This is a genomic window from Microbacterium sp. T2.11-28 (genome assembly GCF_950097975.1).
In the GTDB taxonomy this organism is placed as follows: Bacteria; Actinomycetota; Actinomycetes; order Actinomycetales; family Microbacteriaceae; genus Microbacterium.
Window position 1 is genome coordinate 431,488 of the sequence record NZ_CATNHF010000012.1, and the last position, 23,331, is coordinate 454,818.

24 protein-coding genes are annotated in these 23,331 nt (G+C 73.2%); 21 read left to right on the plus strand and 3 right to left on the minus strand.

Features of this window, described 5'->3' with window-relative positions:
* The first annotated feature begins 48 nt into the window (after window positions 1-48).
* The 6 genes from QQZ13_RS09060 to QQZ13_RS09085 all read left to right on the plus strand — a co-directional run bounded on the left by QQZ13_RS09060 (window position 49) and on the right by QQZ13_RS09085 (window position 6,141).
* Window positions 49-1,014 carry a TIGR03885 family FMN-dependent LLM class oxidoreductase gene (locus QQZ13_RS09060; protein WP_284528693.1) on the plus strand — a complete coding sequence of 322 codons (966 nt, stop codon included), beginning with the start codon at window positions 49-51 and terminating at the stop codon, window positions 1,012-1,014.
* Window positions 1,011-2,672, plus strand: coding sequence for an alpha-amylase family protein (locus QQZ13_RS09065; protein ID WP_284528694.1), 1,662 nt, complete (start codon window positions 1,011-1,013; stop codon window positions 2,670-2,672). Before QQZ13_RS09060 ends, QQZ13_RS09065 begins: the two co-directional genes overlap by 4 nt.
* Before the next feature lie 12 nt (window positions 2,673-2,684).
* Entirely contained in the window at window positions 2,685-3,452 is a 768-nt protein-coding gene (locus QQZ13_RS09070) for a histidine phosphatase family protein (RefSeq protein WP_284528695.1), read from the plus strand.
* Complete coding sequence (locus QQZ13_RS09075; protein ID WP_284528696.1) at window positions 3,436-4,287, plus strand: ADP/ATP-dependent (S)-NAD(P)H-hydrate dehydratase; 852 nt, start codon at window positions 3,436-3,438, stop codon at window positions 4,285-4,287. The genes QQZ13_RS09070 and QQZ13_RS09075 overlap by 17 nt, the downstream gene beginning before the upstream one ends.
* A 99-nt stretch (window positions 4,288-4,386) precedes the next feature.
* Window positions 4,387-5,184: an SDR family oxidoreductase gene (locus tag QQZ13_RS09080; RefSeq protein ID WP_284528697.1), complete on the plus strand. Its 798-nt coding sequence runs from the start codon at window positions 4,387-4,389 to the stop codon at window positions 5,182-5,184.
* Between the two features lie 9 nt (window positions 5,185-5,193).
* Window positions 5,194-6,141: an NAD(P)-dependent oxidoreductase gene (locus QQZ13_RS09085; protein WP_284528698.1), complete on the plus strand. Its 948-nt coding sequence runs from the start codon at window positions 5,194-5,196 to the stop codon at window positions 6,139-6,141.
* 17 nt (window positions 6,142-6,158) lie between these two features.
* On the opposite strand, the gene QQZ13_RS09090 is transcribed toward QQZ13_RS09085, so the two are convergent.
* Together QQZ13_RS09090 and QQZ13_RS09095 are read right to left on the minus strand one after the other, a co-directional pair.
* Window positions 6,159-7,901 carry a cell wall metabolism sensor histidine kinase WalK gene (locus QQZ13_RS09090; RefSeq protein ID WP_284528699.1) on the minus strand — a complete coding sequence of 581 codons (1,743 nt, stop codon included), beginning with the start codon at window positions 7,899-7,901 and terminating at the stop codon, window positions 6,159-6,161.
* Window positions 7,902-8,060: 159 nt separating this feature from the next.
* Window positions 8,061-8,381 (minus strand): biopolymer transporter Tol, encoded by a 321-nt coding sequence (locus QQZ13_RS09095; protein ID WP_284528700.1) that lies wholly within the window; start codon window positions 8,379-8,381, stop codon window positions 8,061-8,063.
* A gap of 140 nt (window positions 8,382-8,521) precedes the next feature.
* Here QQZ13_RS09095 and QQZ13_RS09100 point away from each other — a divergent pair, with 140 nt between their 5' ends.
* Window positions 8,522-8,965, plus strand: coding sequence for a hypothetical protein (locus QQZ13_RS09100; protein ID WP_284528701.1), 444 nt, complete (start codon window positions 8,522-8,524; stop codon window positions 8,963-8,965).
* Window positions 8,966-8,987: 22 nt separating this feature from the next.
* Here QQZ13_RS09100 and QQZ13_RS09105 read toward each other — a convergent pair whose 3' ends face one another.
* Window positions 8,988-9,755 (minus strand): IclR family transcriptional regulator, encoded by a 768-nt coding sequence (locus QQZ13_RS09105; protein WP_284528702.1) that lies wholly within the window; start codon window positions 9,753-9,755, stop codon window positions 8,988-8,990.
* Window positions 9,756-10,045: 290 nt separating this feature from the next.
* Here QQZ13_RS09105 and QQZ13_RS09110 point away from each other — a divergent pair, with 290 nt between their 5' ends.
* The 14 genes from QQZ13_RS09110 to hutI all read left to right on the plus strand — a co-directional run bounded on the left by QQZ13_RS09110 (window position 10,046) and on the right by hutI (window position 23,281).
* Entirely contained in the window at window positions 10,046-10,948 is a 903-nt protein-coding gene (locus tag QQZ13_RS09110) for an ABC transporter substrate-binding protein (RefSeq protein WP_284528703.1), read from the plus strand.
* A 77-nt stretch (window positions 10,949-11,025) separates the two neighbouring features.
* Window positions 11,026-11,949, plus strand: coding sequence for an amino acid ABC transporter permease (locus QQZ13_RS09115; protein WP_284528704.1), 924 nt, complete (start codon window positions 11,026-11,028; stop codon window positions 11,947-11,949).
* Between the two features lie 5 nt (window positions 11,950-11,954).
* Window positions 11,955-12,737: an amino acid ABC transporter ATP-binding protein gene (locus QQZ13_RS09120; protein ID WP_284528705.1), complete on the plus strand. Its 783-nt coding sequence runs from the start codon at window positions 11,955-11,957 to the stop codon at window positions 12,735-12,737.
* Entirely contained in the window at window positions 12,734-13,477 is a 744-nt protein-coding gene (locus tag QQZ13_RS09125; protein ID WP_284528706.1) for an SDR family NAD(P)-dependent oxidoreductase, read from the plus strand. The genes QQZ13_RS09120 and QQZ13_RS09125 overlap by 4 nt, the downstream gene beginning before the upstream one ends.
* Window positions 13,474-14,241, plus strand: coding sequence for an SDR family NAD(P)-dependent oxidoreductase (locus tag QQZ13_RS09130; protein ID WP_284528707.1), 768 nt, complete (start codon window positions 13,474-13,476; stop codon window positions 14,239-14,241). The genes QQZ13_RS09125 and QQZ13_RS09130 overlap by 4 nt, the downstream gene beginning before the upstream one ends.
* A gap of 46 nt (window positions 14,242-14,287) precedes the next feature.
* On the plus strand, window positions 14,288-14,776 hold the full coding sequence (locus tag QQZ13_RS09135; RefSeq protein WP_284528708.1) for a hypothetical protein: 489 nt from the start codon (window positions 14,288-14,290) through the stop codon (window positions 14,774-14,776).
* Window positions 14,777-14,809: 33 nt separating this feature from the next.
* Entirely contained in the window at window positions 14,810-15,253 is a 444-nt protein-coding gene (locus QQZ13_RS09140) for a DUF3830 family protein (protein WP_284528709.1), read from the plus strand.
* Between the two features lie 109 nt (window positions 15,254-15,362).
* Window positions 15,363-15,839 (plus strand): hypothetical protein, encoded by a 477-nt coding sequence (locus tag QQZ13_RS09145; RefSeq protein WP_284528710.1) that lies wholly within the window; start codon window positions 15,363-15,365, stop codon window positions 15,837-15,839.
* 32 nt (window positions 15,840-15,871) lie between these two features.
* Complete coding sequence (locus QQZ13_RS09150) at window positions 15,872-16,297, plus strand: hypothetical protein (RefSeq protein ID WP_284528711.1); 426 nt, start codon at window positions 15,872-15,874, stop codon at window positions 16,295-16,297.
* Between the two features lie 85 nt (window positions 16,298-16,382).
* Entirely contained in the window at window positions 16,383-17,945 is a 1,563-nt protein-coding gene (gene hutH, locus QQZ13_RS09155; protein ID WP_284528712.1) for a histidine ammonia-lyase, read from the plus strand.
* Window positions 17,942-19,603, plus strand: coding sequence for a urocanate hydratase (gene hutU, locus QQZ13_RS09160; RefSeq protein WP_284528713.1), 1,662 nt, complete (start codon window positions 17,942-17,944; stop codon window positions 19,601-19,603). Before hutH ends, hutU begins: the two co-directional genes overlap by 4 nt.
* Window positions 19,600-20,802, plus strand: coding sequence for an allantoate amidohydrolase (locus tag QQZ13_RS09165; protein WP_284528714.1), 1,203 nt, complete (start codon window positions 19,600-19,602; stop codon window positions 20,800-20,802). The genes hutU and QQZ13_RS09165 overlap by 4 nt, the downstream gene beginning before the upstream one ends.
* Complete coding sequence (locus QQZ13_RS09170) at window positions 20,802-22,118, plus strand: formimidoylglutamate deiminase (RefSeq protein WP_284528715.1); 1,317 nt, start codon at window positions 20,802-20,804, stop codon at window positions 22,116-22,118. Before QQZ13_RS09165 ends, QQZ13_RS09170 begins: the two co-directional genes overlap by 1 nt.
* Window positions 22,115-23,281, plus strand: coding sequence for an imidazolonepropionase (hutI, locus tag QQZ13_RS09175; RefSeq protein ID WP_284528716.1), 1,167 nt, complete (start codon window positions 22,115-22,117; stop codon window positions 23,279-23,281). The genes QQZ13_RS09170 and hutI overlap by 4 nt, the downstream gene beginning before the upstream one ends.
* Window positions 23,282-23,331 lie beyond the last annotated feature (50 nt).

Genomic DNA, 23,331 nt, shown 5'->3' on the forward strand with positions numbered 1-23,331 from the left:
TCGCGCAAGGCCTTGTCCCGGGCTCGGCCGTGCCGTGAGACTCGGGCGATGGCGTTCATCGGATATCACGCATCGCACGAACAGCTGCCCCCGAGTGAGCTGCGGGAGACCGTGGTCCTCGCCGAGCGCGCCGGATTCGACGGCGCGATGTGCTCGGACCACCTCGCGCCCTGGGGCGTCGCACAGGGGCAGTCGGGGTACGCGTGGAGCTGGCTCGGGGCGGCGCTCGCCTCGACGTCCTTCTCGATCGGCGTCGTGACCGCACCGGGGCAGCGCTACCATCCCGCGATCTCGGCGCAGGCGATCGGCACCCTGGAGGAGATGTTCCCGGGCCGGTTCTGGGCGGCGCTGGGCAGCGGCGAGGCGATGAACGAGCACGTCACCGGCGACCCGTGGCCCCCCAAGCCGGAGCGCAACGCGCGGCTGCAGGCGTCGGTCGAGACGATCCGCGACCTCCTGGCCGGGCGCGAGGTGACCCGCGACGACGAGATCCGCGTGCACCGCGCGAGGGTGTGGAGCCGCCCCGAGACCCCGCCGCCGCTGTTGGGCGCCGCCGTCACCGCCGAGACCGCCGCATGGCTGGCGGGGTGGGCCGACGGGCTCGCGACCGTCAACCAGTCGCCCGACGCGCTCGCACGGGTGATCGCCGCCTACCGGGGCGCGGGCGGCCGCGGTCCCGCGGTGCTGCAGGTGCACATCTCCCTCGAGGACACGGAGGACGCGGCCCTGGCGGTGGTGCGGGACCAGTGGCGGCAGTCGGCGGTCCAGGGCGTCTCGCCGTGGGACGTCGAGCAGCCGGAGGACTTCGACGCCCTCGCGGGCAACCCGAGCGACGACGCTCTGCGCACCGGGGCACTCGTGTCCACCGATGCCGAGGAGCTCGCCGGGCGCATCGCGGGGCTCGTGAGGCTCGGATTCGACCGGGTCTACCTGCACGGGATCAGCACCGATCAGCGCGCGTTCCTCGACCGGGCGGAGCACCAGCTGCTCCCCGCGCTGAGGGGGCTGCTGTGAAGATCACCGACACGAGCGACCTCTGGTGGAAGTCGGCGGTGATCTACTGCCTCGACGTCGAGACGTATCTCGATTCCGACGGCGATGGGATCGGGGACTTCACCGGGCTCGCCCGGCGCATCGACTACCTGGCCGACCTGGGCGTGACCTGTCTGTGGCTCATGCCCTTCTACCCGACCCCGGATCGCGACGACGGCTACGACATCAGCGACTTCTACGGGGTCGATCCGCGACTCGGGAGCCACGGCGACGTGGTCGAGGTGATCCGGACCGCGCACGATCGCGGCATGCGGGTGATCGTGGACCTGGTGGTCAACCACACCTCCGACGCGCACCCGTGGTTCGTCTCCGCGCGTCGCAGCCGCAACTCCCCGTACCGGGACTTCTACGTCTGGCGGGACGAGCCGCCCCGCCATCAGCAGCCGACCGTGTTCCCGGGTGAGGAGGCGACCGTGTGGGAACTCGACGAGCGGTCCGGCCAGTACTTCCAGCACGTCTTCTACAAGCACCAGCCCGATCTGAACATCGCGAACCCCCGGGTGCGGGACGAGATCGCCAAGACGATCGGCTTCTGGCTGGCGCTCGGGGTCAACGGGTTCCGCATCGATGCCGTGCCGTTCCTCATCGAGCCTCCCGAGGGCGTCGACCTGGGCGATCCGCACGAGCTCCTGCGCGACATCAAGCGGTTCCTGCAGCGGCGCGTGGGAGACGCGGCACTCCTCGGCGAGGTCAACCTCCCCTTCGCGGAGCAGCTGGACTTCTTCGGCGGCCCGCGCGGCGGCGAACTCGACCTGCAGTTCGACTTCGTCTCGATGCAGGCGCTGTACCTCTCCCTCGCACGCAGCGATCCCGCACCCCTGGCCGACGCGCTCCGGTCCCGCCCCGTCATCCCGTCCGAGGCGACGTGGGCCAACTTCGTCCGCAACCACGACGAACTCACCCTCGACAAGCTGAGCGACGCGGAGCGCGAGGAGGTGTTCGAGGCGTTCGCCCCCGACGAGGCGCAGCGCGTCTACGGGCGGGGGATCACCCGCCGCCTCCCGCCGATGCTCGCCGGCGATCCTCGCCGGGTGCGGATGGTCTACAGCCTCATGTTCTCGCTGCCGGGAACCCCCGTCCTGTTCTACGGCGAGGAGATCGGGATGGGCGAGAACCCCGAGATCACCGGGCGCCAGGCGGTGCGGACGCCGATGCAGTGGAGCGACGAGCGCAACGGCGGGTTCTCGACGGCCCCGCCCTCGCGCCTGGTCGCGCCGCCGCCGAGCGACGGCTACGCGCCGGCCCACGTGAACGTGCGTCAGCAGCGCACCGACGACGACTCGTTGCTGCTGTTCATCCGCCGGCTCATCGGCCGTTACCGGGCCTCACCCGAGATCGGATGGGGAAGCCTGGAGATCCTCGACCACGATGCGGCCGGGGTGCTCGCGCACGCGGTGGACTCCGAGCTCGGGCGCATGATCCTGCTGCACAACTTCACGGACGCGCCGGTGGCGCTGCGTCTGGACATCGGAGCGCAGGAGGAGGGCACGCGACTCATCGACCTCGACCGCCCCGAGCGCGTCCCCGTCGGGGCCGAGCGGCGCATCGACGTGGAGCTCCCGGCCTACGGTCACCGGTGGCTCCGGGTCTCGCCTCCCGGCGACACGCGGATCGGCTGAGAAGGTGGAGCGATGATGATGCCGAAGGAATGGGTGCTCGTCCGCCACGGCGAGAGCGAGGGAAACGTCGCCGCGACGCGCGCGGAGAGGCTCGGCGCGGAGGTCATCGAGCTCGACGTCCGCGACGCCGACGTGCCCCTGTCGGGGACGGGCGAGGAACAGGCCCGCGCTCTGGGGGCGAGGCTGCGCGCGCTCGAGCCGGCGCCGCAGGTCGCCTGGGTGTCGCCCTATGTGCGCGCGCGGCAGACCTTCGCGCTGAGCACCGAGGACGGGCCGCTCATCCCGCGCGTGGTCTCCGACGAGCGGCTGCGCGACCGAGAGCTCGGGGTGCTGGACCTGCTGACGCGTCGCGGCGTCGCGGCCCGCCACCCCGAGGAGGCGGAGCGGCGGGCCCACCTCGGGAAGTACTACCACCGGCCGCCCGGCGGCGAATCGTGGGCGGACGTGGCGCTGCGCCTGCGCTCGTTCCTGCGCGACGCGGCCGACGCGGCGGACGGCTCCGGTGGACCGGGGACGACAGCGGGCACCAACCCGGGCACGATGCTCGTCGTCGCCCACGACGCGGTCGTCATGCTCCTGGTCGCGCTGCTGACCGGCATGGAGGAGTCGCAGCTGCTCGACTTCGCCGCCGCCCATACGGTGCTCAACGCGTCGATCACCCGCGTGGTGTGGGACGGCGCGCGCTGGGAGGTCGTGGAGTTCTCGGACGTCCGGCACCTCGAGCGCGCCGGTGCCGATGTCACGGTCCATCCGGGGAGTCCCGATGTCGAACCCGAGTGATCCCGTCGCCGTCACCCCCGGCCTGCTGCGGACGTGGGGCCTGCCCGAACCGGGCGAGTCGAAGAACTCCCGCGGCCGGGTGATGGTCGTGGGCGGGTCGCGGACCTCGCCGGGGGCGGTGGTGCTGGCCGGAGAGGCGGCGCTGCGCGTGGGGGCCGGGAAGGTCGGCGTCGTCACCTCGCCGGGCGCGGCCGATGCCGTCAGGGCCTCGTTCCCCGAAGCGGGGATCCACGAGCTGGCCGCCGGCGGCGGCGCGACCGCCCGGGAGGTCGTCGCGGACCTGGAGGCGGCCGATGTCGTCCTCGTCGGGCCCGGGATCGACGATCCCGAGGTCGCGCGTGCGCGGCTGGGGCTGCTCGCCGAGGCGCACGTGCGATGCGCGGTGCTCGACGCCTTCGCCGTCGGGGTGCTCCCGCAGATCGATCGCCGCGCGCTGCCGGCGTCGCTCATCGTCAACATGAACCTCGACGAGGCGGCCCTCCTCCTGGGGCGCGAGGTGGACGACCCGATCCGCGACGCCGTGGACATCGCGGCGCGCCTCGATGCCGTCGTCCACTGCTACGAGGCGGTCGCCACGCCCGCGGGCGCCGTCTGGCGCGTGGCCCCCGGCGGCCCGGGACTGGGAACGGCCGGGTCGGGCGACGTGCTCGCCGGCGCGATCGCCGGCTTCGCCGCCCGCGGCATGGACCTCGAGCGCGCGGCGTCGTGGGGCGCGTGGTGTCACGGCCGGTCCGGTGATCGGCTCACCGAGCGGATGGGTCTCGGCTTCCTCGCCCGCGAGCTGGCGTCCGAGCTCCCGTACGCCGTGCGCGAGGCCGAGGGCAGCGCCTCCTAGGCGGGCGCGCCGCACGGACCGGCCTCGGCGCCGTACCCGGGATGGGGGCGCGGTGCAAGGCCCTGGAGGGATCGCGGCGGCCGACCTTGACTGGCGGGCATGGACTTCACACCTCGGCACGCCATCGTCACCGCCTCCGACTCGGGCATCGGCGCCCAGACCGCCATCGCCCTCGCCGACGCAGGGATGGACGTCGGCGTCACCTGGCACAGTGACCGCGAGGGCGCCGAGAGCACGGCGGCGGCCGTCCGGTCGCGCGGCTCGCGTGCGGTCGTGACGCGCCTGGACGTCACCCGGCTGGACGAGGTCGCGGCGGTCGTCGACGGGCTCGCCGACGAGCTCGGCGGGGTGGACGTGTTCGTCAACAACGCGGGCGGCGGGGGCGGGACGCCGTTCCTCTCCCAGTCGCTGGAGGAATGGCGCGACGTCGTCGGCCTCAACCTCGACGGGGCCTTCGTCGCCATGCAGGCCGCGGCCCGCCGCATGGTGGCGGCCGGGGGAGGCGGGCGGATCATCGCGGTCACGAGCGTGCACGAGCACCAGCCGCGCGTGGGCTCGTCGGCGTACGTCGCGGCCAAGCACGGACTCGGCGGACTGGTGAAGACGATGGCGCAGGAGCTCGGCGCCGAGGGCATCACCGTCAACGCCGTCGCGCCGGGGGAGATCGCGACGCCGATGAACGACATGAGCTCGGAGGACGCCGAGAGGACCCACCGCCCGGGCATCCCCCTCGGGCGGCCGGGGCGGCCGGAGGAGATCGCGGCGGTCGTCGCGTTCCTGGCCTCGCCGGCGGCGGCGTACGTGACCGGCGCCAGCTGGACCGTGGACGGCGGGATGCTGCAGATGGGCCCGCAGGCCGGGTCGCACCTGCTCGACGACCGGTGGCGCGACGGATGACGCGCTGAGGTGGCGGGTGCGTCGGAGGCGCCCCGGCTGGGCGTGCTCGGCGTCGGCACCATGGGCGGACGCATCGCCCTCCGTGCTGCGGAGCGCGTCCCCGTCGCGGTGTTCGATCGCGACCCCGACCGTGCGCGGAGTCTCGGCGCCGCCGTCACGGCGGTCGCGTCGGCCGCCGCGCTCGCCGAGCGCTGCGACGTCGTCCTGGTGGTGCTTCCCGATGCCCGTGCGCAGCGCGAGGCACTGTGCGGAACCGGCGGATCCCGGGGGCTGGTCGAGGCGATGGTTCCCGGTGCCCTGCTCGTCGACCTGACCGGCGGCGATCCGGCCGTCTCGCGCGAGGTCGCCGAACGCGTCCGGAACCGCGGCTGCCGGTTCGTCGCGGCTCCGGTTCGCGGCGGGCCGCGCGACGCGGAACGCGGGACGCTGCGCGCCTGGACCTCCGGCGATCCCGACCACGTGGACGCCGCCGCCCGGGTGCTCGCCGCGGCGGGCTGCGTGGCGGAGACCACGTTCGCGGGCTCCGATCCCGGCGCCGCGCTCACGGTGAAGCTCCTCACGAACGCGCTCTGGTTCACCCAGGCCGTGGCGAGCGCCGAGGCCGTCGTGGCGGCGCAGGTGGCCGGCATCGAGCCGGCGAGGTTCGCCGCACTGCTCGCCGACGGCCCCGCTGAGAGCGCGTTCGTGCGCGACTATCTCGGCCGGCTGATCGACGGCGACACCGTGCCGGACTTCGCCCTGAGCGCGGTCGTCGGACAGCTCGACGTGGCGACGCGGCTGGTGGCCGATGCGGGCGGCGGCAGCGGTGCCGTGGCCGCCGTCCGAGACGTCCACCGCGCTGCGCTCGCGCGGTACGGGCCGGTCGCCGGCGAGCTGCTCGGGGCCCGGCACGTGCTCGACGCCGTCGACGGTCGCGTCCCGCAGGCCGAGGGAGGTCCCGCGACCACCCAGCGCTGAGCCTCACCCCTGCGGGCTCACCGCTCCTCGTCGACGGGGGCGGGGAGAGTGATGCGGACGACCGTCCCCTCGCCGAGGACCGATGTCACCGACACGTCGCCCCCGTGCACGCGCACGACCTCGCGCACGATCGCGAGCCCGAGGCCGGTCCCCTGCACCGCCTGATCCTGCGCATTGCTCGCGCGGAAGAAGCGGTCGAAGACCTGGGGCACCTCGTCGGCGGGGATGCCCATCCCGGTGTCGGTGACGCTGATGATCGTGCGCGGGCTTCCGTCCGGCGCCGTGCCCGGACGCACCTCGACGCGGACCTCGCCCCGCGCGGGGGTGAACTTGACGGCGTTCTCCACGACATGCGCGAGCGCCTGCTCGAGCGAGCCCTCGTCGCCGTCGACCGTCGTCCCGGCGTCGACGTCGAGCGCAAGGCGCACGTCACGGGAATCGGCGAGCGTGCGGAGGGAGGCGTCCACGCGGTGCAGCACCGGGTCGAGGTCGAACAGGGCCGCGTGCGCCTCGCCGTCGGCCGCCTCGAGGCGCTCGAGCAGCAGCATGTCCCCCGCGAGATCCTGGAGGCGGCGTGCGTGGCGCTCGATCACCCAGAGGCGGGTCCGCGTGTCGGTGGGCAACGACGCCTCGTCGTCGAGCACCAGGTCGAGGTAGCCCAGGATCGACGTCAGGGGCGTCCGCATCTCGTGGCTCATCGTCCGGATCATGTCGCTCTTGGCGCGGTCGAGTCCCTCCAGCTGCCGGAGCAACCGCTCCCTGCTCGCCAGCATCCGGGCCAGCGCGGCGTGGCGGGACAGCACCGAGACGGCGGCGAGCACGACGGTGGCGGCGGCCAGCACGAGGGCGATGGCGGGGACGGCGGTCTGGGTGGCGACCAGGAGCACCCCGAGGCCCGCCAGGACCGCGAGCGCGGGAACGGGGAGGGTCCGCGGGTTCTCCGCTGCCGGAGGGGGGTCGGGCTCGAGCCGGGTCACGCCGTCCACCCAGATCGCGGCACAGGCGACACCCGCCGGCCACAGGGCGTCCAGCAGCGTCCCGGCGGCATAGGCGCCGTGGTGGACCAGGAGCGCGTAGGCGATGTCGGCGCCGGCGAACAGAAGGAAGCCCGCGACGAGGAACTGCCAGCGCGGGCCCAGTCGCAGGACCGGGGAGGCGGAGATCGCGACGACGGCCGTGATCAGGAGGAGGTCGAAGAGCGGATAGAGGGCGGCGATCGCGCCGTCGAGCACGGTGGTGCCGCGGGTGGCGTCGGAGAAGACGGGCGCGAGGATGACGGCGAGCACCGCGGCCGCGCCCAGCGAGGCCACCGCGCCGTCGAAGAGCGCCGACCTGATCGATCCCTGCGACTGGCGCACGACCAGCACCAGCAGCGCGGCCATGGTGAGGGGGTAGTAGAGGAGGTAGCCGAGATCGGCGAGCGAGGGGGACGGCAGCGTGCCGCTGGAGTCCATCGCGAGCGCGTAGAACGTGTCGCCCGCGGCGTTGAAGGTCACCGCGGCGGCCGCGAGCAGCACCTCCGGTCGCGTGAAGCGGGTGCGCACCGCCACCAGCCAGAAGACGCCGACGGGGACCCACTGGGCCACGAGCGAGAGGACGGCGACCGGTGTCGGAGCCGGGTTCCCGGGCACGAGCAGTGCGGCCACGAACAGGACGTTGACGAGCACGGTGAGGCCGATCAGCACGCGGATCGCCGTGTTCAGCGCCCCGGCGCGGGCGCCGTCGAGGGAGGTCCCGCCGGGCTCGGAAGTGGCCCTCACGGTCGAACCTCCTCGCCCTGACCGTCGCTGCGCTTCGCCGCGCGCGACCGCATCCCGAGCATACGGTCTCCGGGCGCTCAGACCCGCGAGAGAAGTTCAGACCCGCGAGAAGTTCAGACCCGCGAGAAGTTCAGACCCGCGAGAAGTTCAGGCCCACGTTCACGACGTGGCGTCGAGGTCCGCCTCCAGGTCGGCGAGCGCGCGGCGGGCCTGCGCGATGCGGCGCGCCACCGGCTCGTCCCACCACGCCGGGCCCCGCTCTCCCAGGCCGTGCTTCGCCAGCCCGACTCGGCGCCGGGCCGCGGCCACCGCGTCGGCGTCTCCCCGCCTGCGGGCGGCTCCGACCGCGGACCGAGCGCGGCCGAGGTGCGAGGTGAGCGCGTCGACGAGATCGGGCGGGAGCGCGGGATCGGTGCGGCGCCATCTCCGCCCGTCGACGACGAGCCATCGCTCCGACGTCTGCTCGCCATCGTGGGTCATGCGGCGATCCTCGCTGCAGCGCGACCCGGGCGGCAGCGCCTTGACATCCTTCTCGGGCGGTGCACGGCGTGCAGACGCCGGGTGTCAACCCCCTCCGCCGTGACCTCGACGATTCGTAGTGTCGCCGGAGGAGGTGCTGCATGAACAGCGATCAGCGCGGCGGAGACCGTCGCGACATCCAGTCCATCGAGCCCGGCGTCGACGAGGGCGCGGCGCGGTCGACGAAGGCTGCGAGCCCGGAATCGCTGAGCGACGCGGGGCTCGGCTCCCGCGCGTCGGCGCGCACGACCGATGCCGAGCACCGTGACGGCGCGGGCGGCATCCGCCGAGCAGTGTGGCTGGCGGTCGGGCTCGCCCTCGCCGTCATCGCGATCGTCGTGCTCGCGTTCCTCGTGCCGACGGCACCGGCGCTCGCGTGGATCGGCATCGCGCTCCAGGTCGCGCTCGCCGCGCTGCTGGTGGTGAGCGCCCTCGCCCTGCCCGCGGGCGGCTACCGGGCCTCGCGCTTCGCGTGGATCACGGGCTTCCAGGCGGCGGCCGTCGTCGTCGTGCTCGTGCTGATCCTCGTCGTCGCGCTGGTCTGACCGGCGCGGCGACGTTCTCGCGCTAGATCTTGCCGCGTAGCCGCATCGAGAGCGCCCCGGCGGAGATCTGCGCGGCGGCGCCGAGCTGCGGCCAGATGCCCGCGTCGACGGCGATCTTGCGGAACGTGATCCCGACGGCCGCCGCGGGATAGCCGTTGTGGTCGAGGGCGGCCACCGCGACGGAGGCGCAGTCCGGGGTCACCTCGCCCGTCTCGACGGCGTAGCCGCGCGTGCGGGTCTCGGCGAGGATGTCCTCGAACTCGCGGAGCGTCGCCGGCCCGCGGCCGTTGCGCGTCGTGAGGCTCGCCGGGTGCGGGTAGAGCGCGCGGACCTGCTCGCGGGGGAGCAGGGCGAGGATGGCGCGCCCGGTCGCGGTGAGGTGCGCCGGCAGGTGCACGCCGATGTCGGTGACCAGCGACGGCGCCCGCGGCGCGGCGTGCTTGACCACGTACTCCACGTCGTCGTTGTGCAGCACCCCGAGGTGTCCGACCACGGGCAGGCCCGTGCGCCTGACCAGCTTCTCGAGGAGGGGCTCGGCGAGCCTGCTCACCTTGCCGGCGCGCAGGTAGCCGCTGCCGAGCTCGGCCATGAGCGGCGACAGCCCGTAGGCCCGGTCCTCCGGGAAGTGGACGAGGTAGCCCTCCTCCTGCATGACCTTGATGAGCTGGAAGGTCGTCGACCGGGGCAGGCCGACCTCGCGCATCACCGTGGCGGCGCGCACCGGTCCGCTCTGACTCGCGACGAAGCGCAGGACGCGGAGGGCGTGACGGGCAGCGGGGATGTCGCTCATGCGCACACGGTACCCCGCAGTCCGGTATCCCGGACTGCATCCCGGGATCCCTCTGGGCAACCCGGCACGGGCCCGGAACGGATGGGAAACACGGGCGAAACGACGACCGGGCAGGTCTGAGATCCCGGACTCGGGGATGCTCCCGGCCCCTGCAGACCGCGATTTCGGGTTCCTACCATGGCTCTCAACTCCTCGGCTCAGCCCGGGAGCGGGGGTCCCGAAACCCATGCCGAACGGCCGCGGCGCATCCTGCACCACCCGACATCGACGCACCACAGAGAGGTAAGACCATGCACACCGCACGTCTTCGCACCGCTGCCGCCGCCGGCATCGTCCTCGCCGCAGCCCTGGCCCTCGCGGCCTGCAGCTCGGCGGACCCGGCGCCCGCCGAGTCCGCCAGCCCCGCCGCCGAGGTGTCCACGCCGTTCGCCGGCGAGACGCTGACGCTGGCGACCGACGCCAACTACCCGCCCTGCCAGTTCTTCGAAGAGGGCTCCGACGTGATGATCGGCTACGAGGTCGACCTGTGGGACGCCATCGCCGCCAAGCTCGGCGTCACCCTCGAGGTCGAGAACACGCAGTTCGCCAGCCTCATCCCCGGCGTCCAGTCCGGTCGCTACGACATCGCCATGGAGTGCATCAGCGACAACGCCGAGCGCGAGCAGGAGGTGTCGTTCGTCAACTACATCTTCGACAAGACCGACGTCGTGACCATCGAGTCCTACGACGGCCCGATCACCGAGGGCGACGACCTCAGCCTCTGCGGCGAGACCATGGGCGCCCAGACCGGCTTCGACACGATCGACAAGGTCAACGACATCCTCAACCCGGCGTGCGCCGAGGCGGGGCTCGACCCGGTGGTCATCCAGGAGTACCCGAACGCCGCCGACACGTACAACGCGCTGAACTCCGGCCGTGTCGACTTCATGATCCTGGGCACCTCGGCCGCCGCCTACCTCAACCAGACGGCGCCCACCCCGATCAACTACGCCTCGATCCAGTCGTTCCCGCAGAAGTACCTCGGCATGGTGATCGCCAAGGACAACACCGAGCTCCAGGAGGCCATGCTCGCCGGCCTCGAGGCCGTGATCGCCGACGGCACGTACATGGAGATCCTCGAGAAGTGGGGCATGGAGTCGCTCGCCCTCGAGGAGCCCGGCATCAACCTCGCCACCACCCGCCCGCTCGACTGACCCGACGCCGCCAGGGGGCGGCGGCACCGTCCGCCCCCTGGCCGCACCCACCCGCTCCCGACCCGATGGAGGACACCATGACCCTCACGACACCCGAAGGCGCGCCCGCCCCGGCGGCGCACTTCGTCGCCCGACGCCACCCCTGGCGGGGCGTGGGCATCGTCGCGGTGCTCCTGGTCGCCCTCCTCGCCGCGGTCACGGTGATCACCAACGAGCGCTTCGCCTGGCCGACCGTCATCTCGTACCTGTTCGACCCGAAGATCCTCTCCGGACTGTGGATGACGATCTTCCTCACCTTCATCGCGATGGTGATCGGACTGCTGCTGGGCGTCGTCATCGCCGTCATGCGGGTCTCGGAGAGCCGCACGCTGCGCTGGTCGAGCGGTCTCTACGTCTGGTTCTTCCGGGGCACGCCCGTGCTGGTGCAGCTCGTGTTCTGGTACAACCTCGGCTACCTGTTCCCCGAGCTGACCCTCGGCATCCCGTTCCTCGAGCCGTGGGTGTCGGTCACCACCAACGACGTCGTCACCCCGCTGCTCGCCGCCATCCTCGGGCTCGGCCTCAACGAGGGCGCCTACCTCGCCGAGATCATCCGCGCCGGCATCCTGTCGGTGTCGGTGGGCCAGCGCGAAGCCGCCACCTCGATCGGCATGACCCGCGCGCAGTCGTTCCGCCGCATCATCCTCCCGCAGGCGATGCGGGTCATCATCCCACCCACGGGCAACGAGACGATCGGGATGCTGAAGTCCACGTCGCTCGTCTCGGTCATCGCGCTGTCCGACCTGATGTACAGCGCGCAGAGCATCTACTCGCGCACCTTCGAGGTCATCCCGCTGCTGCTCACCGTGTCGATCTGGTACCTCGTGCTCACCTCGGTCCTGAGCCTCGGGCAGAGCAAGATCGAGGCCCACTACGGCCGCGGCGTCACCGCCGCCGAGATCGGCGGGCCGGCCCGCAACGACCTGTTCCCCCTGTTCCGCCGCACCGGAAAGGCAGCGTGAACGCCATGAGCATCACGGACCGCAGCACCGCCGTCGACGTCGTCGACGTGCACAAGAGCTACCACCACCACGAGGTCCTCAAGGGCGTCTCGCTGCACGCCCCCGCCAACACCGTCACCTCGATCCTCGGGCCGAGCGGGTCGGGCAAGTCGACCCTGCTGCGCTCGATCAACCGGCTCATCCCCATCGACTCCGGCATCATCCGCGTCGGCAACCAGATCATCGGCTACGAGGAGCGCGGCGGCAAGTACCACGCCCTGTCGGACCGCGAGATGTGCCGGCAGCGGCAGCGCATCGGCATGGTGTTCCAGAACTTCAACCTGTTCCCCCACAAGACCGTGCTGGCCAACCTCGTCGAGGGACCGCAGGTGGTGCAGCGCCGCCCGCGCCGCGAGACGGAGGCCGAGGCGCGCGAGCTGCTGGCCTCGGTGGGCCTCGCCGAGAAGGCGGACCAGTATCCGGGACAGCTCTCGGGCGGCCAGCAGCAGCGGGTCGCCATCGCGCGCGCCCTCGCCATGAAGCCGGAGCTCATCCTGTTCGACGAGCCCACGAGCGCGCTCGACCCGGAGCTGGTCGGCGAGGTGCTCGACGTGATGCGGCGCCTCGCGGACGGCGCGGAGACCACCATGATCGTCGTCACCCACGAGATCGGCTTCGCCCGCGAGGTCTCCGACCAGGTGGTGTTCATGGCGGACGGTGTCGTGGAGGCGGCGGGCACGCCGTCGGAGGTGCTCGACCCGGAGCGCTCGCCGCGGATCCGCGGCTTCCTCGCCCGGGGGCTCCATTGACCGGGCGGCGCGTGGTGCTGGCCGGAGCGACCGGCGCCCTCGGCCACGCCATCGCCCACGACCTGGCCGAGTCGGGCCATCGCGTCGCCGTGCACGCGCATCGCCGGGCCGACGCCGCCCGCGCCCTCGCCGGCGAGCTGCGCGGCACCGGGCACCTGGTGGTGCAGGCCGACTTCGCCGACGCCGCCCAGACGGATGCGGCGGTCGACGCGATCCTGCGGGCCTGGGGCGACGTCGACCACGTCGTGAACGCCGCCTGGCCCGCCGTCCCCGCCGCGACCGTCGCCGACACCGACGACGCGGCCCTCGAGGCGGGGATGCGCGGCTACCGCGCCCACGCCCACCTGTGCCGGGCGACGGTGCCGAGCCTGCGGCGCACGCGCGGATCGGTCGTCTTCCTCGGCGGCGCGCTCTCGACGCGCCTGCACCCGGGCCTTGGGCAGTTCGGCGCCGGCAAGGCCGCCGCCTCCGCCCTCACCCACGTGCTCGCCCTCGAGGAGGGTCCCGCGGGCGTGCGCGCCAACGTCCTGAGCCTCGGCCGCGTGGCGGTCGACCCCGGCGACGATCTCGCCGAGTCCGACCCGGTCTTCGCCGCCCTCGACCGCATCGGCGAGCTCCGGCGGGTGCTGCCCCTGCCGACCGCCCGCGAGGTGGCCGCCACCGTGCGATGGCTCATCGCCGACGAGTCGTCCGCGCTGACCGGGCAGACGATCACGCTGGCGGGGGGTGAGCGCGTATGAGCGCCCCGACCCTCCTCATCACCGGCGCCGCCGAGCGCGCCGGGGCCGAGATCGCCCTGGCGTTCGCGGCGCAGGGCTACGACGTCCACCTCAACCACTGGGGCCAGTCCGGCCAGGCCGCCGCCGTGATCGAACGGGCCCGCGACGCCGGCCTCCCCGGCGCCGTGCGCGCCGTCGAAGCCGACGTGTCCGACCCGGCGGCGGCGCGCGCGATGGTCGCCGACGTGGTCGCGCACTCCGGGCGGCTGGACCTGCTGCTGCACAACGCGAGCACCTTCCGCCCGCGCCCCTTCGCCGAGCTCACCGAGGACGACGTGGACACGTCGCTGGGGGTCAACCTGCGCGGACCGCTCTTCCTGTCGCAGGCCGCCGCCGCGGTGATGGTGCCCCAGGGCGGCGGCCGCATCCTCGCGATCCTCGGCAACTCCCTCGAGGAGTCCTGGCCCGATCTCGTGCCCCACATCGTCGCCAAGAGCGCGCTGGCGCGGCTGATGGAGCAGCTCGCCGTCGCGCTCAGCCCCCTGGTGCCCTGCAACAGCGTCGCCCCGACGCAGTTCTACCGCTCCGACGACGGCGTGAACGACGAGCTGCGCCGCGCGCGCGGCGAGGACCCCGTCGCCTCGTCCCTGACCCGGATCAAGGGCGTGCCCGTCCGCGAGACCTCGCTCGCCGACGTGATCGACGTCCTCCTGTTCCTCGCCGCGGCGCCCGCCTCGGTGAACGGCGTGACCATCCGCGTCGACGGGGGCCGTGCGCTGATCTGATCCTCCCGTCCGAACTCCACCTCGACCACCACCTGAAAGGACCACCATGTCTGTAGTCGACGACGTCATCGCCGAACTCGACGCCGAACGCGAGCGCATCTGGCTGACGCTCCCCGAGGACGTCCGCGACCTCGGCAACGGCGTGCTCCCGCGCCTCACCGGGCCGAAGAAGCAGTACTTCACGTCGCTGCTGTACGCCGAGGGCGAGGCGCGGACCCTCGCCGACGAGATCCTCTGGGGATTCATCGAGGTCGCCCGCGACCCCGAGACCGACCTGGCCACCATGAAGAAGCTCGTCACCCAGATCATCGACTACAAGGCCGACTTCTTCGACTTCGTCGGCCTGCCGCTGACCTGCACGTGGATCCATCGCTACGCCGAGGGCGCGCGGGCGGCCGAGACGCTCGAGGAGTTCGCCGCCGTCACCGGCGCCGCCCTCTCGTACACCAACCGCGTCCACATGTGGATCCAGAGCGTCTTCCCGTGGGGCATCGCCAGCGCCTTCCCGCGTGCCGACGCCAAGCAGACCGCCTGAGACCGACCCGACACCCAGAAGGAAGAACCGAGCATGATCATCGATTTCATCGTCGACCGGAAGTACGTCTGCGGCATCCGCATCTTCGAGGACCTCGTCCCGAAGACCGCCGCCGAGTTCCGCCGCCAGCTGCCGCTGCGCACCAAGCTGCAGCACGCCACCCTCGTCGGCGACCAGCTGTTCGCCGTTCTCCCGCTGGTGATCCCCATGGAGAACTACATCCTCACGCAGGACCTCGGCGACATGCGCCGCAAGGAGAAGGGCACCGTCGCCGGCACCGTCGTCTTCTACAGCCCGCGCCAGGTGTTCGGCGTGACCTACAGCGACGACCTCGCCATCGAGCCGCTGGGCAACAGCTTCATCGGAGAGGTCATCGACGGCCTCACCGAGCTCGCCCTGGTCGGCGAGGAGACCTGGCGCAAGCAGGACAAGTTCGTCGAGCTGCGCATCAGGGACGAGGCGGCCGCCGCGGCCTGACCCGCCCCGCTTTCGACGGTCGGAGCGCGCATCCGTGCCCCGACCGCTGGTCGAGCGCGCCCTCGACCGGCCCGAGCAGACCCCCACACCGAAGGAAGGAAGGAACGACATGAGCATCGTCACCGACGTCATCGCGGAGCTCAACACCGAACGCGAGCGGATCTGGCTGGAGTGCCCCCAGGAGATCGTCGACATGGGCAAGGGGATCATCCCGCGCCGCACCGGCAGCCACGGGCAGTACCTGACCACGCTGATGTTCGCCGAGAGCGAGGCCCGCACGCTCTCCGACGAGTACCTGTGGGGCATCATCGAGGCCGCCGAGGAGAACCACCTCGACCTCGCCACCCTGCAGATCCTGACGAGCCAGATCGTCGGCTACAAGGCCGCGTTCTTCGACTTCGTCGGGATGCCGGAGGCCGGCGGCTTCGTCGCCCGCTACGTGGAGGCGGCCGCCGCCGCCACGACCCTCGAGGAGTTCCTCGAGCTCACGGGCGCGGCCATCAGCTACGTCAACAAGGTCCACATGTGGGTCGACGCCGTCTTCCCGTGGGGCGTCACCAACGGCTTCAAGCGCGTCGACGCCTGAACGACCCCGAGAACACGAAGGAGAACCCACTCATGAAGCTCATCATGTCCGTCGACGACACCAAGGTCTGCACGATCCAGGTCTTCGACGAGCTCGTGCCCGGCATCGTCGCGGCACTCAGGGAGAACCTGCCGCAAAAGAGCATCCTGCAGCACGGGAAGATCGTCGGGGAGATGGTCTTCTGGACCATGCCGATCGTGGCGCCCTGGGAGAACGTCTACCTGACCGAGGAGGTCGGGGCCATGCGCCGTGCCGAGAAGGGCTACGCCCGCGGCTCGGTCTGCTGGTACAACCCGCGTCAGCAGTTCTGCGTCGTGTACGGCGACGACCTCGCCGACGAGCCGCTGAAGATCAGCTACATCGGCGAGGTCGTCGAGGGCGAGCTCGAGCTCGCCCTGGCCGGCATGAAGAACTGGCTCCAGCAGGGCCAGGTCGTCTCGCTCGAGATCGCGAGCTGACATCCCCCGTCTCCGACGGCGCCGTGAGTCCGCCGGCGCCGTCGGAGATGCATCCATCCCCTCCCCCCGTTCAGTGAGGTAACCCGTGAACACCGCAGTCCTGCCCCGCACCGCGACAGTCGACGTCACCGTCGGCATCGGTGCGCTGACCTTCGAGGACGTCGTCGCCGTCGCGCGCCACGACGCACCCGTCCGACTCGCCGACGAGGCGCTCGCGGCCATGGCCGCCAGCGCGGACGTGATCGCCGCGCTCGCGTCGGACACCGAGCCGCACTACGGCGTGTCCACCGGCTTCGGCGCACTCGCCTCGAAGCAGATCCCGCTCGAGCGGCGCGCGCAGCTGCAGCGGTCCCTCGTGCGCAGCCACGCGGCGGGGTCGGGCCCGGAGGTCGAGCGCGAGGTCGTCCGCGCGCTGATGCTCCTGCGCCTGTCGACCCTCGCCACCGGCCGCACCGGGGTGCGACCCGTGGTCGCCGAGACCTACGCGGCGGTCATCAACGCGGGGATCACCCCGATCGTTTCCGAGTACGGCAGCCTCGGCTGCTCCGGGGACCTCGCACCGCTCGCCCATTGCGCGCTCGCCCTCCTCGGCGAGGGCGACGTGCGCGACGCTGCCGGCGAAGTGGTCCCGGCGGCCGACGCGCTCGCCGCCGCCGGGATCGCCCCCCTCGTGCTGCGGGAGAAGGAGGGGCTCTCCCTCATCAACGGCACCGACGGCATGCTCGGCATGCTCGTGCTGGCCCTCACCGATCTGCGCGACCTGCTCGCCCTCGCCGACCTCGCCGCCGCCATGAGCGTCGAGGGGCTGCTCGGCACCGACAGCGTGTTCGCCGCCGATCTGCAGGACCTGCGCCCGCATCCCGGGCAGCGCACGTCGGCCGCGAACATCCGCGCCGTGCTCGCCGGATCGGGGCTGCTCGCCCGTCCCGAGGGCTTCACCCGCGTGCAGGACGCCTATTCGCTGCGGTGCGCGCCGCAGGTGCACGGCGGGGCGCGCGACACGATCGCCCACGCGCGCGGCGTGGCCGAGCGCGAGCTGGCGTCCGCCGTCGACAACCCGGCGGTCACCCTCGACGGCCGCGTCGAGTCGAACGGCAACTTCCACGGCGCACCCGTCGCCTACGCGCTCGACTTCCTCGCCATCGTCGTCGCCGACCTCGCGAGCATGAGCGAGCGCCGCACCGACCGCTTCCTCGATCCCTCCCGCAGCCACGGCCTGCACGCGTTCCTCGCCGACGACCCCGGCGTCGACTCGGGGCACATGATCGCCCAGTACACGCAGGCGGGCATCGTGAGCGAGCTCAAGCGTCTCGCGGTGCCGGCGTCGGTCGACTCGATCCCCTCGAGCGCGATGCAGGAGGACCACGTGTCGATGGGGTGGGCCGCCGCCCGCAAGCTCCGCCGCGCGGTCGACGGGCTCGCCCGGGTCGTCGCGATCGAGCTGCTCACCGCGGCCCGCGCGATCGACATGCGCGCACCGCTGCGGCCCTCGCCCGTCACGGCCGCCGTGATCGCACGGCTGCGCACCCGCATCGACGGTCCCGGCACCGACCGTCATCTGGCTCCCGAGATCGCCTCTGCGCACGCGATGGTGGCCGACGGCTCGCTGCTCGAGGCGGCCCGCACGGCAGGAGGAGACCTCGCATGACCACCCTCGGACCCCGTCCCGTCCGCGCCCACCGCGGCACCGGGCTGCACACGCTCGGCTGGCCCCAGGAGGCCGCGCTGCGGATGCTGCAGAACAACCTCGACCCCGAGGTCGCCGAGCACCCGGACGAGCTCATCGTCTACGGCGGCACCGGCAAGGCCGCCCGCGACTGGGCGAGCTTCGACGCGATCTCCCGCACGCTCCAGACCCTGCGCGGCGACGAGACGCTCCTGGTCCAGTCGGGCAAGCCGGTCGGCGTGTTCCAGACGCACGAATGGGCACCGCGGGTGCTGCTGGCCAACTCCAACCTCGTCGGCGACTGGGCCACCTGGGACGAGTTCCGCCGGCTCGAGCACCTCGGGCTCACCATGTACGGCCAGATGACCGCCGGCTCCTGGATCTACATCGGCACCCAGGGCATTCTGCAGGGGACCTACGAGACGTTCGCGGCGGTGGCGGCCAAGCGGTTCGGCGGCACCCTCGCCGGGACGATCACCCTCACCGGCGGCCTCGGCGGAATGGGCGGCGCCCAGCCGCTGGCCGTCACGATGAACGACGGCGTGGCCGTCTGCGTCGACGTCGACGACTCGCGCATCCGGCGCCGCATGGAGCACCGGTACCTGGACGTGCGGGCCGATTCGGTCGCCCACGCGGTGGAGCTCGCCGTCGCGGCCCGCGACGCGCGCCGGCCCCTCAGCATCGGCCTGCTCGGGAACGCCGCCGACGTGTTCCCGCAGCTGCTGGCGATGGGGGCGCCCATCGACATCGTCACCGATCAGACCAGCGCCCACGACCCGCTGGCCTATCTCCCGCGCGAGTACGCGTTCGACGAGTGGGAGTCCGCGCGTCTGGCCGACCCCGCGGGGTTCGCCGACGCGGCGCGGCAGTCGATGGCCCGCCAGGTCGAGGCGATGGTGGGCTTCGCCCAGGCGGGGGCGGAGGTCTTCGACTACGGCAACAACCTCCGCACCGAGGCGCGCGCGGCGGGGTACGCCGACGCGTTCGCGTACCCCGGCTTCGTGCCCGCCTACATCCGCCCGCTCTTCGCGGAGGGAAAGGGGCCGTTCCGGTGGGCGGCGCTCAGCGGCGATCCCCGCGACATCGCCGTCACCGACCGGGCCATCCTCGAGCTCTTCCCCGAGAACGAGTCGCTGGCCAAGTGGATCCGCATCGCGGGGGAGCGGGTGCACTTCCAGGGCCTCCCGGCGCGGATCTGCTGGCTCGGCTACGGCGAGCGGGACCGGGCGGGCCTGCGCTTCAACGAGCTCGTCGCCTCGGGGGAGCTGGCCGCCCCGCTCGCGATCGGGCGGGACCACCTCGACTCCGGAAGCGTCGCGAGCCCCTACCGCGAGACCGAGGCGATGAAGGACGGCTCGGACGCCATCGCCGACTGGCCGCTGCTGAACGCGCTCCTGAACACCGCCTCCGGCGCCTCGTGGGTGTCGCTCCACCACGGCGGCGGCGTGGGCATCGGCCGTTCGCTCCACGCGGGCCAGGTCGCCGTCGCGGACGGCACCGCGCTGGCGGCGGAGAAGCTGGCGCGGGTGCTCACCAACGATCCCGGCATGGGGGTCATCCGTCACGTCGACGCCGGGTATCCGGAGGCGGAGGCGGTGGCCGCCGAGCGCGGCGTGCGGATCCCGATGGGCGCGGCATGACCTCGGTGGTCGGCGGCCTGCTCGCCGAGCTCGCCGACGTCGGTCGCACCCGCTCGGGCGGGTACGACCGCGCCGCGTGGACGGCTCCCGACCTGGAGAGCCGGCAGTGGTTCGTGCAGTGCGCGGACGCGCTCGACCTCGAGGTCGAGACCGACCGCAACGGCAACCTCTGGGCGTGGTGGCATCCCGAGCTCGAAGGGTCCGCGCTCGTGCTCGGATCGCACCTGGACAGCGTGCCCGACGGCGGTGCCTACGACGGGCCGCTGGGGATCGCCTCGGCCTTCGCGGCGGTGGCGTCGCTGCGCCGCGACGGCTTCGTGCCCACCCGGCCCCTCGCGGTGGCGGCCTTCGCCGACGAGGAGGGCGCGCGCTTCGGCACCGCGTGCGCCGGTTCCCGCCTGCTCACCGGCGCGCTGCCCGCCGACCGGGCCCTCGCCCTCCGCGACGCCGACGGCACGACCATGGCCGAGGCGATGGCGGCGGCGGGCGTGGACCCCGCGCACGCGGGCGTCGATGCGGCGCGCCTGGCGCGGATCGGCGAGTACATCGAGCTGCACATCGAGCAGGGGCACCTGGCCACCGACGCGGGCGCCGCGGGGCTGTCGGCGGCCGGCGCGCCGGTGGGGGTCGCGGACCGCATCTGGCCGCACGGACGCTGGCGGGTCGACCTGCCGGGCCAGCAGAACCACGCCGGGACCACCCCGATGGCCGCGCGCCGCGATCCGATGGTGCGGCTGGCCCACATCGTCCTCGCGGTGCGCGAGGGCGCGCTCGCGGCGGGTGCGCTCGCCACGGTCGGGAAGGTCACCGTGACCCCCGGGGCGGTGAACGCGGTCGCCGGGAGCGCGTCGCTGTGGATCGACGCGCGCGCAGAGGAGGAGGCGGCGGTGCGGCGGGTGCTCGCCCACGTGCGACGCGTGACGGGGACCGAAGCCGCCGAGGAGTCGTGGACGGCCGAGACCGCGTTCGACCGGGGCCTCACGGCGTCGGTCGCCGCGGCGCTGGGGGGCGTGCCCGTCCTGCCCTCGGGAGCCGGGCACGACGCGGGCGTGTTCGCCCTCGCGGGGATCCCCACCACGATGCTCCTCGTGCGCAATCCGTCGGGCGTCTCGCACGCACCCGAGGAGCGCGCCGACGACGCCGACTGCGAGCACGGGGTCGACGCGCTCATCACCGCCATCCGCCACCGGGCCGGCTGATGGACGCGTTCTGGTGCGAGCGCGCGGTCCTGGGCGACGGCGTCGCCCGGGGCGTGCGCATCGAGGCGGGCGACGGCATCATCCGCGACGTCGAGGTCGACGCCGATCCGCGGCCGGGCGACCTCCGCCTGCACGGCGTCGCGCTGCCCGGACTGGCCAACGCGCATTCGCACGCCTTCCACCGTGCGCTGCGGGGGGTCACCCACGCCGACGGCGGCACGTTCTGGACGTGGCGCACCGAGATGTACCGGGTGAGCGCGCGGCTGGACCCCGACACGTATCGGCGGCTGGCGACCGCGGTCTTCGCGGAGATGGTGCTGGCCGGCTACACGGTCGTCGGCGAGTTCCACTACGTCCACGGCCGGCCCGACGGCACCCCGTATGCCGACGCCGACATGGAGCGCGCGCTGCTCGAGGCCGCGACGGCCGCGGGTATCCGCCTCACGCTGCTCGACACCCTGTACCTGCGGGGCGGGCTGGACGCCGACGGCGCGCCGGTGCCGCTCGGGGAGGAGCAGCTGCGGTTCAGCGACGGATCGGTCGAGGCGTGGGCGTCCCGGCGGGCACGCCTCGCGCCGGGACCCACCGCGCGCATCGGCGCCGCCGTGCACTCCCTGCGCGCCGTGGGCGCCGAGGATCTCGCCGCCTTCCGGGCGGCCACCCGCGGCGCGCCGGTGCACGCGCATGTCTCCGAGCAGCCCGCCGAGAACGCGCAGGTGCGCGCGGCGACCGGGACGACGCCCACCGGGCTGCTGGCGGCGGCCGGCCTCCTCGGTCCGGACTTCACCGCCGTGCACGCCACCCACCTCGACGACGCCGACGTCGCCGCCCTCGGAGGCACCGGCTCCGGGGTCTGCTTCTGCCCCACGACCGAGCGCGACCTGGCCGACGGCATCGGTCCCGCCCACGCCCTCCACGCGGCGGGTGCGCGGCTGTCGCTGGGCACCGACCAGCACGCGATGGTCGACCCCTTCGAGGAGCTGCGGGGGCTGGAGATGGACGACCGGCTCGCCTCCGGGCGACGCGGCAGGTTCACCCCGGCCGCGCTCCTGCGCGCCGCGTCGGAGACGGGCTACCGCTCACTCGGCTGGGAGGGCGGTGTCCTCCGCCCCGGTGCGGCCTGCGACCTCGTCGTGCTCGACGACGCGAGCCCGCGGACCGCGGGTGCCCGCGCGGACCAGCTGTGGCTCGCGGCCACGGCGGCCGACGTCACCGACGTGATCGTCGGCGGACGGCGCGTCGTCGCTGGGGGCCGGCACGAGCTGGGCGACATCGGCCGCCTGCTGCGCGACGCCATCGCGGCGGTGCGGAGGTGAGCACCCTCGTCGACCGGATCGGCCTCCTCGTTACCAACGACGAGGCGATCGGACCGGGCACGGCGGAGCTGCGCGATGCCGCCGTCGTCGTCGAGGCGGGACGGGTGGCGTGGGTCGGCCCCGCGGCGGGCGCGCCCGCGGCCGACGAGCGGATCGATGCCGCCGGCCGCTGCGTCATCCCCGGCTTCGTCGACAGCCACGCGCACCTCGTCTTCGCGGGCGATCGGTCCGAGGAGTTCGTGCACCGGATGCGAGGGGAGGCCTATGGCGCCGGCGGCATCGCCCACACCGTCGCCGCCACCCGTGCGGCCTCCGACGAGCTCCTCCGGGACGGCGCCGCGGCACTGGTCGCGGAGATGCGCGCGCAGGGCACGACGACCGTCGAGATCAAGAGCGGCTACGGCCTGACCGTCGACGACGAGGCCCGGTCGTTGCGGATCGCGCGCGGGCTCACGCCGGAGACGACGTTCCTCGGAGCCCACGTGCCGCCGCCCGAGTACCGGCACGACGTCGCCGGCTACGTGGACCTCGTGACGGGTCCGATGCTCGCCGCCGCCGCACCGCACGCGCGCTGGATCGACGCGTTCTGCGAGCGCGGCGCCTTCGACGTCGACCAGGCGCGCGCCGTGCTCGAAGCCGGCCGCGCACAGGGGCTCGGTCTCCGCCTCCACGCGGGGCAGCTGGGACCGTCGGACGGCGTCCGGCTGGCTGTCGAGCTCGATGCCGCGGCGGTCGACCACTGCACCCATCTGACCGCGGACGACGTCGATGCGCTCGCCGCCGGGCGCACCGTCGCCACGCTCCTCCCGGGCGTCGAGTTCTCCACGCGGCAGCCCTACCCCGACGCGCGCGCCCTCGTCGATGCCGGCGTCGCCGTCGCCATCGCCACCGACTGCAACCCGGGGTCGAGCTTCACCTCGTCGATGGCGCTGTGCATCGCCCTGGCGGTGCGCGAGATGGGCCTGACCCCCGCGGAGGCGCTGCGTGCGGCGACGGCGGGAGGCGCCGCCGCCCTCCGCCGCGACGACGTCGGCGTGATCCGGCCCGGGGCCGCGGCCGATCTCGTCGTCCTGGGGGCGCCGTCGTACGTGCATCTGGCCTACCGGCCGGGGGTGCCGCTCGTGGACGACGTCATCGCGGGCGGCGTGCGGGCGCGGCGCTGACTCCCGTGTCAAGCCACTGGGGTCCCGGTGATCCCCCGCCTACCGTGGGC

Bases quoted from the DNA above. Each gene is read 5' to 3' on its own strand.
- QQZ13_RS09075 (WP_284528696.1), top strand. From the start codon at position 3,436: ATGTCGAACCCGAGTGATCCCGTCGCCGTCACCCCCGGCCTGCTGCGG.
- QQZ13_RS09095 (WP_284528700.1), bottom strand. From the start codon at position 8,381: ATGACCCACGATGGCGAGCAGACGTCGGAGCGATGGCTCGTCGTCGAC.
- QQZ13_RS09135 (WP_284528708.1), top strand. From the start codon at position 14,288: ATGTCTGTAGTCGACGACGTCATCGCCGAACTCGACGCCGAACGCGAG.
- QQZ13_RS09150 (WP_284528711.1), top strand. From the start codon at position 15,872: ATGAAGCTCATCATGTCCGTCGACGACACCAAGGTCTGCACGATCCAG.
- QQZ13_RS09110 (WP_284528703.1), top strand. From the start codon at position 10,046: ATGCACACCGCACGTCTTCGCACCGCTGCCGCCGCCGGCATCGTCCTC.
- QQZ13_RS09070 (WP_284528695.1), top strand. From the start codon at position 2,685: ATGATGATGCCGAAGGAATGGGTGCTCGTCCGCCACGGCGAGAGCGAG.
- QQZ13_RS09130 (WP_284528707.1), top strand. From the start codon at position 13,474: ATGAGCGCCCCGACCCTCCTCATCACCGGCGCCGCCGAGCGCGCCGGG.
- QQZ13_RS09060 (WP_284528693.1), top strand. From the start codon at position 49: ATGGCGTTCATCGGATATCACGCATCGCACGAACAGCTGCCCCCGAGT.
- QQZ13_RS09100 (WP_284528701.1), top strand. From the start codon at position 8,522: ATGAACAGCGATCAGCGCGGCGGAGACCGTCGCGACATCCAGTCCATC.
- QQZ13_RS09140 (WP_284528709.1), top strand. From the start codon at position 14,810: ATGATCATCGATTTCATCGTCGACCGGAAGTACGTCTGCGGCATCCGC.
- QQZ13_RS09165 (WP_284528714.1), top strand. From the start codon at position 19,600: ATGACCTCGGTGGTCGGCGGCCTGCTCGCCGAGCTCGCCGACGTCGGT.
- hutU (WP_284528713.1), top strand. From the start codon at position 17,942: ATGACCACCCTCGGACCCCGTCCCGTCCGCGCCCACCGCGGCACCGGG.
- QQZ13_RS09105 (WP_284528702.1), bottom strand. From the start codon at position 9,755: ATGAGCGACATCCCCGCTGCCCGTCACGCCCTCCGCGTCCTGCGCTTC.
- QQZ13_RS09115 (WP_284528704.1), top strand. From the start codon at position 11,026: ATGACCCTCACGACACCCGAAGGCGCGCCCGCCCCGGCGGCGCACTTC.
- QQZ13_RS09145 (WP_284528710.1), top strand. From the start codon at position 15,363: ATGAGCATCGTCACCGACGTCATCGCGGAGCTCAACACCGAACGCGAG.
- QQZ13_RS09120 (WP_284528705.1), top strand. From the start codon at position 11,955: ATGAGCATCACGGACCGCAGCACCGCCGTCGACGTCGTCGACGTGCAC.
- QQZ13_RS09080 (WP_284528697.1), top strand. From the start codon at position 4,387: ATGGACTTCACACCTCGGCACGCCATCGTCACCGCCTCCGACTCGGGC.
- QQZ13_RS09170 (WP_284528715.1), top strand. From the start codon at position 20,802: ATGGACGCGTTCTGGTGCGAGCGCGCGGTCCTGGGCGACGGCGTCGCC.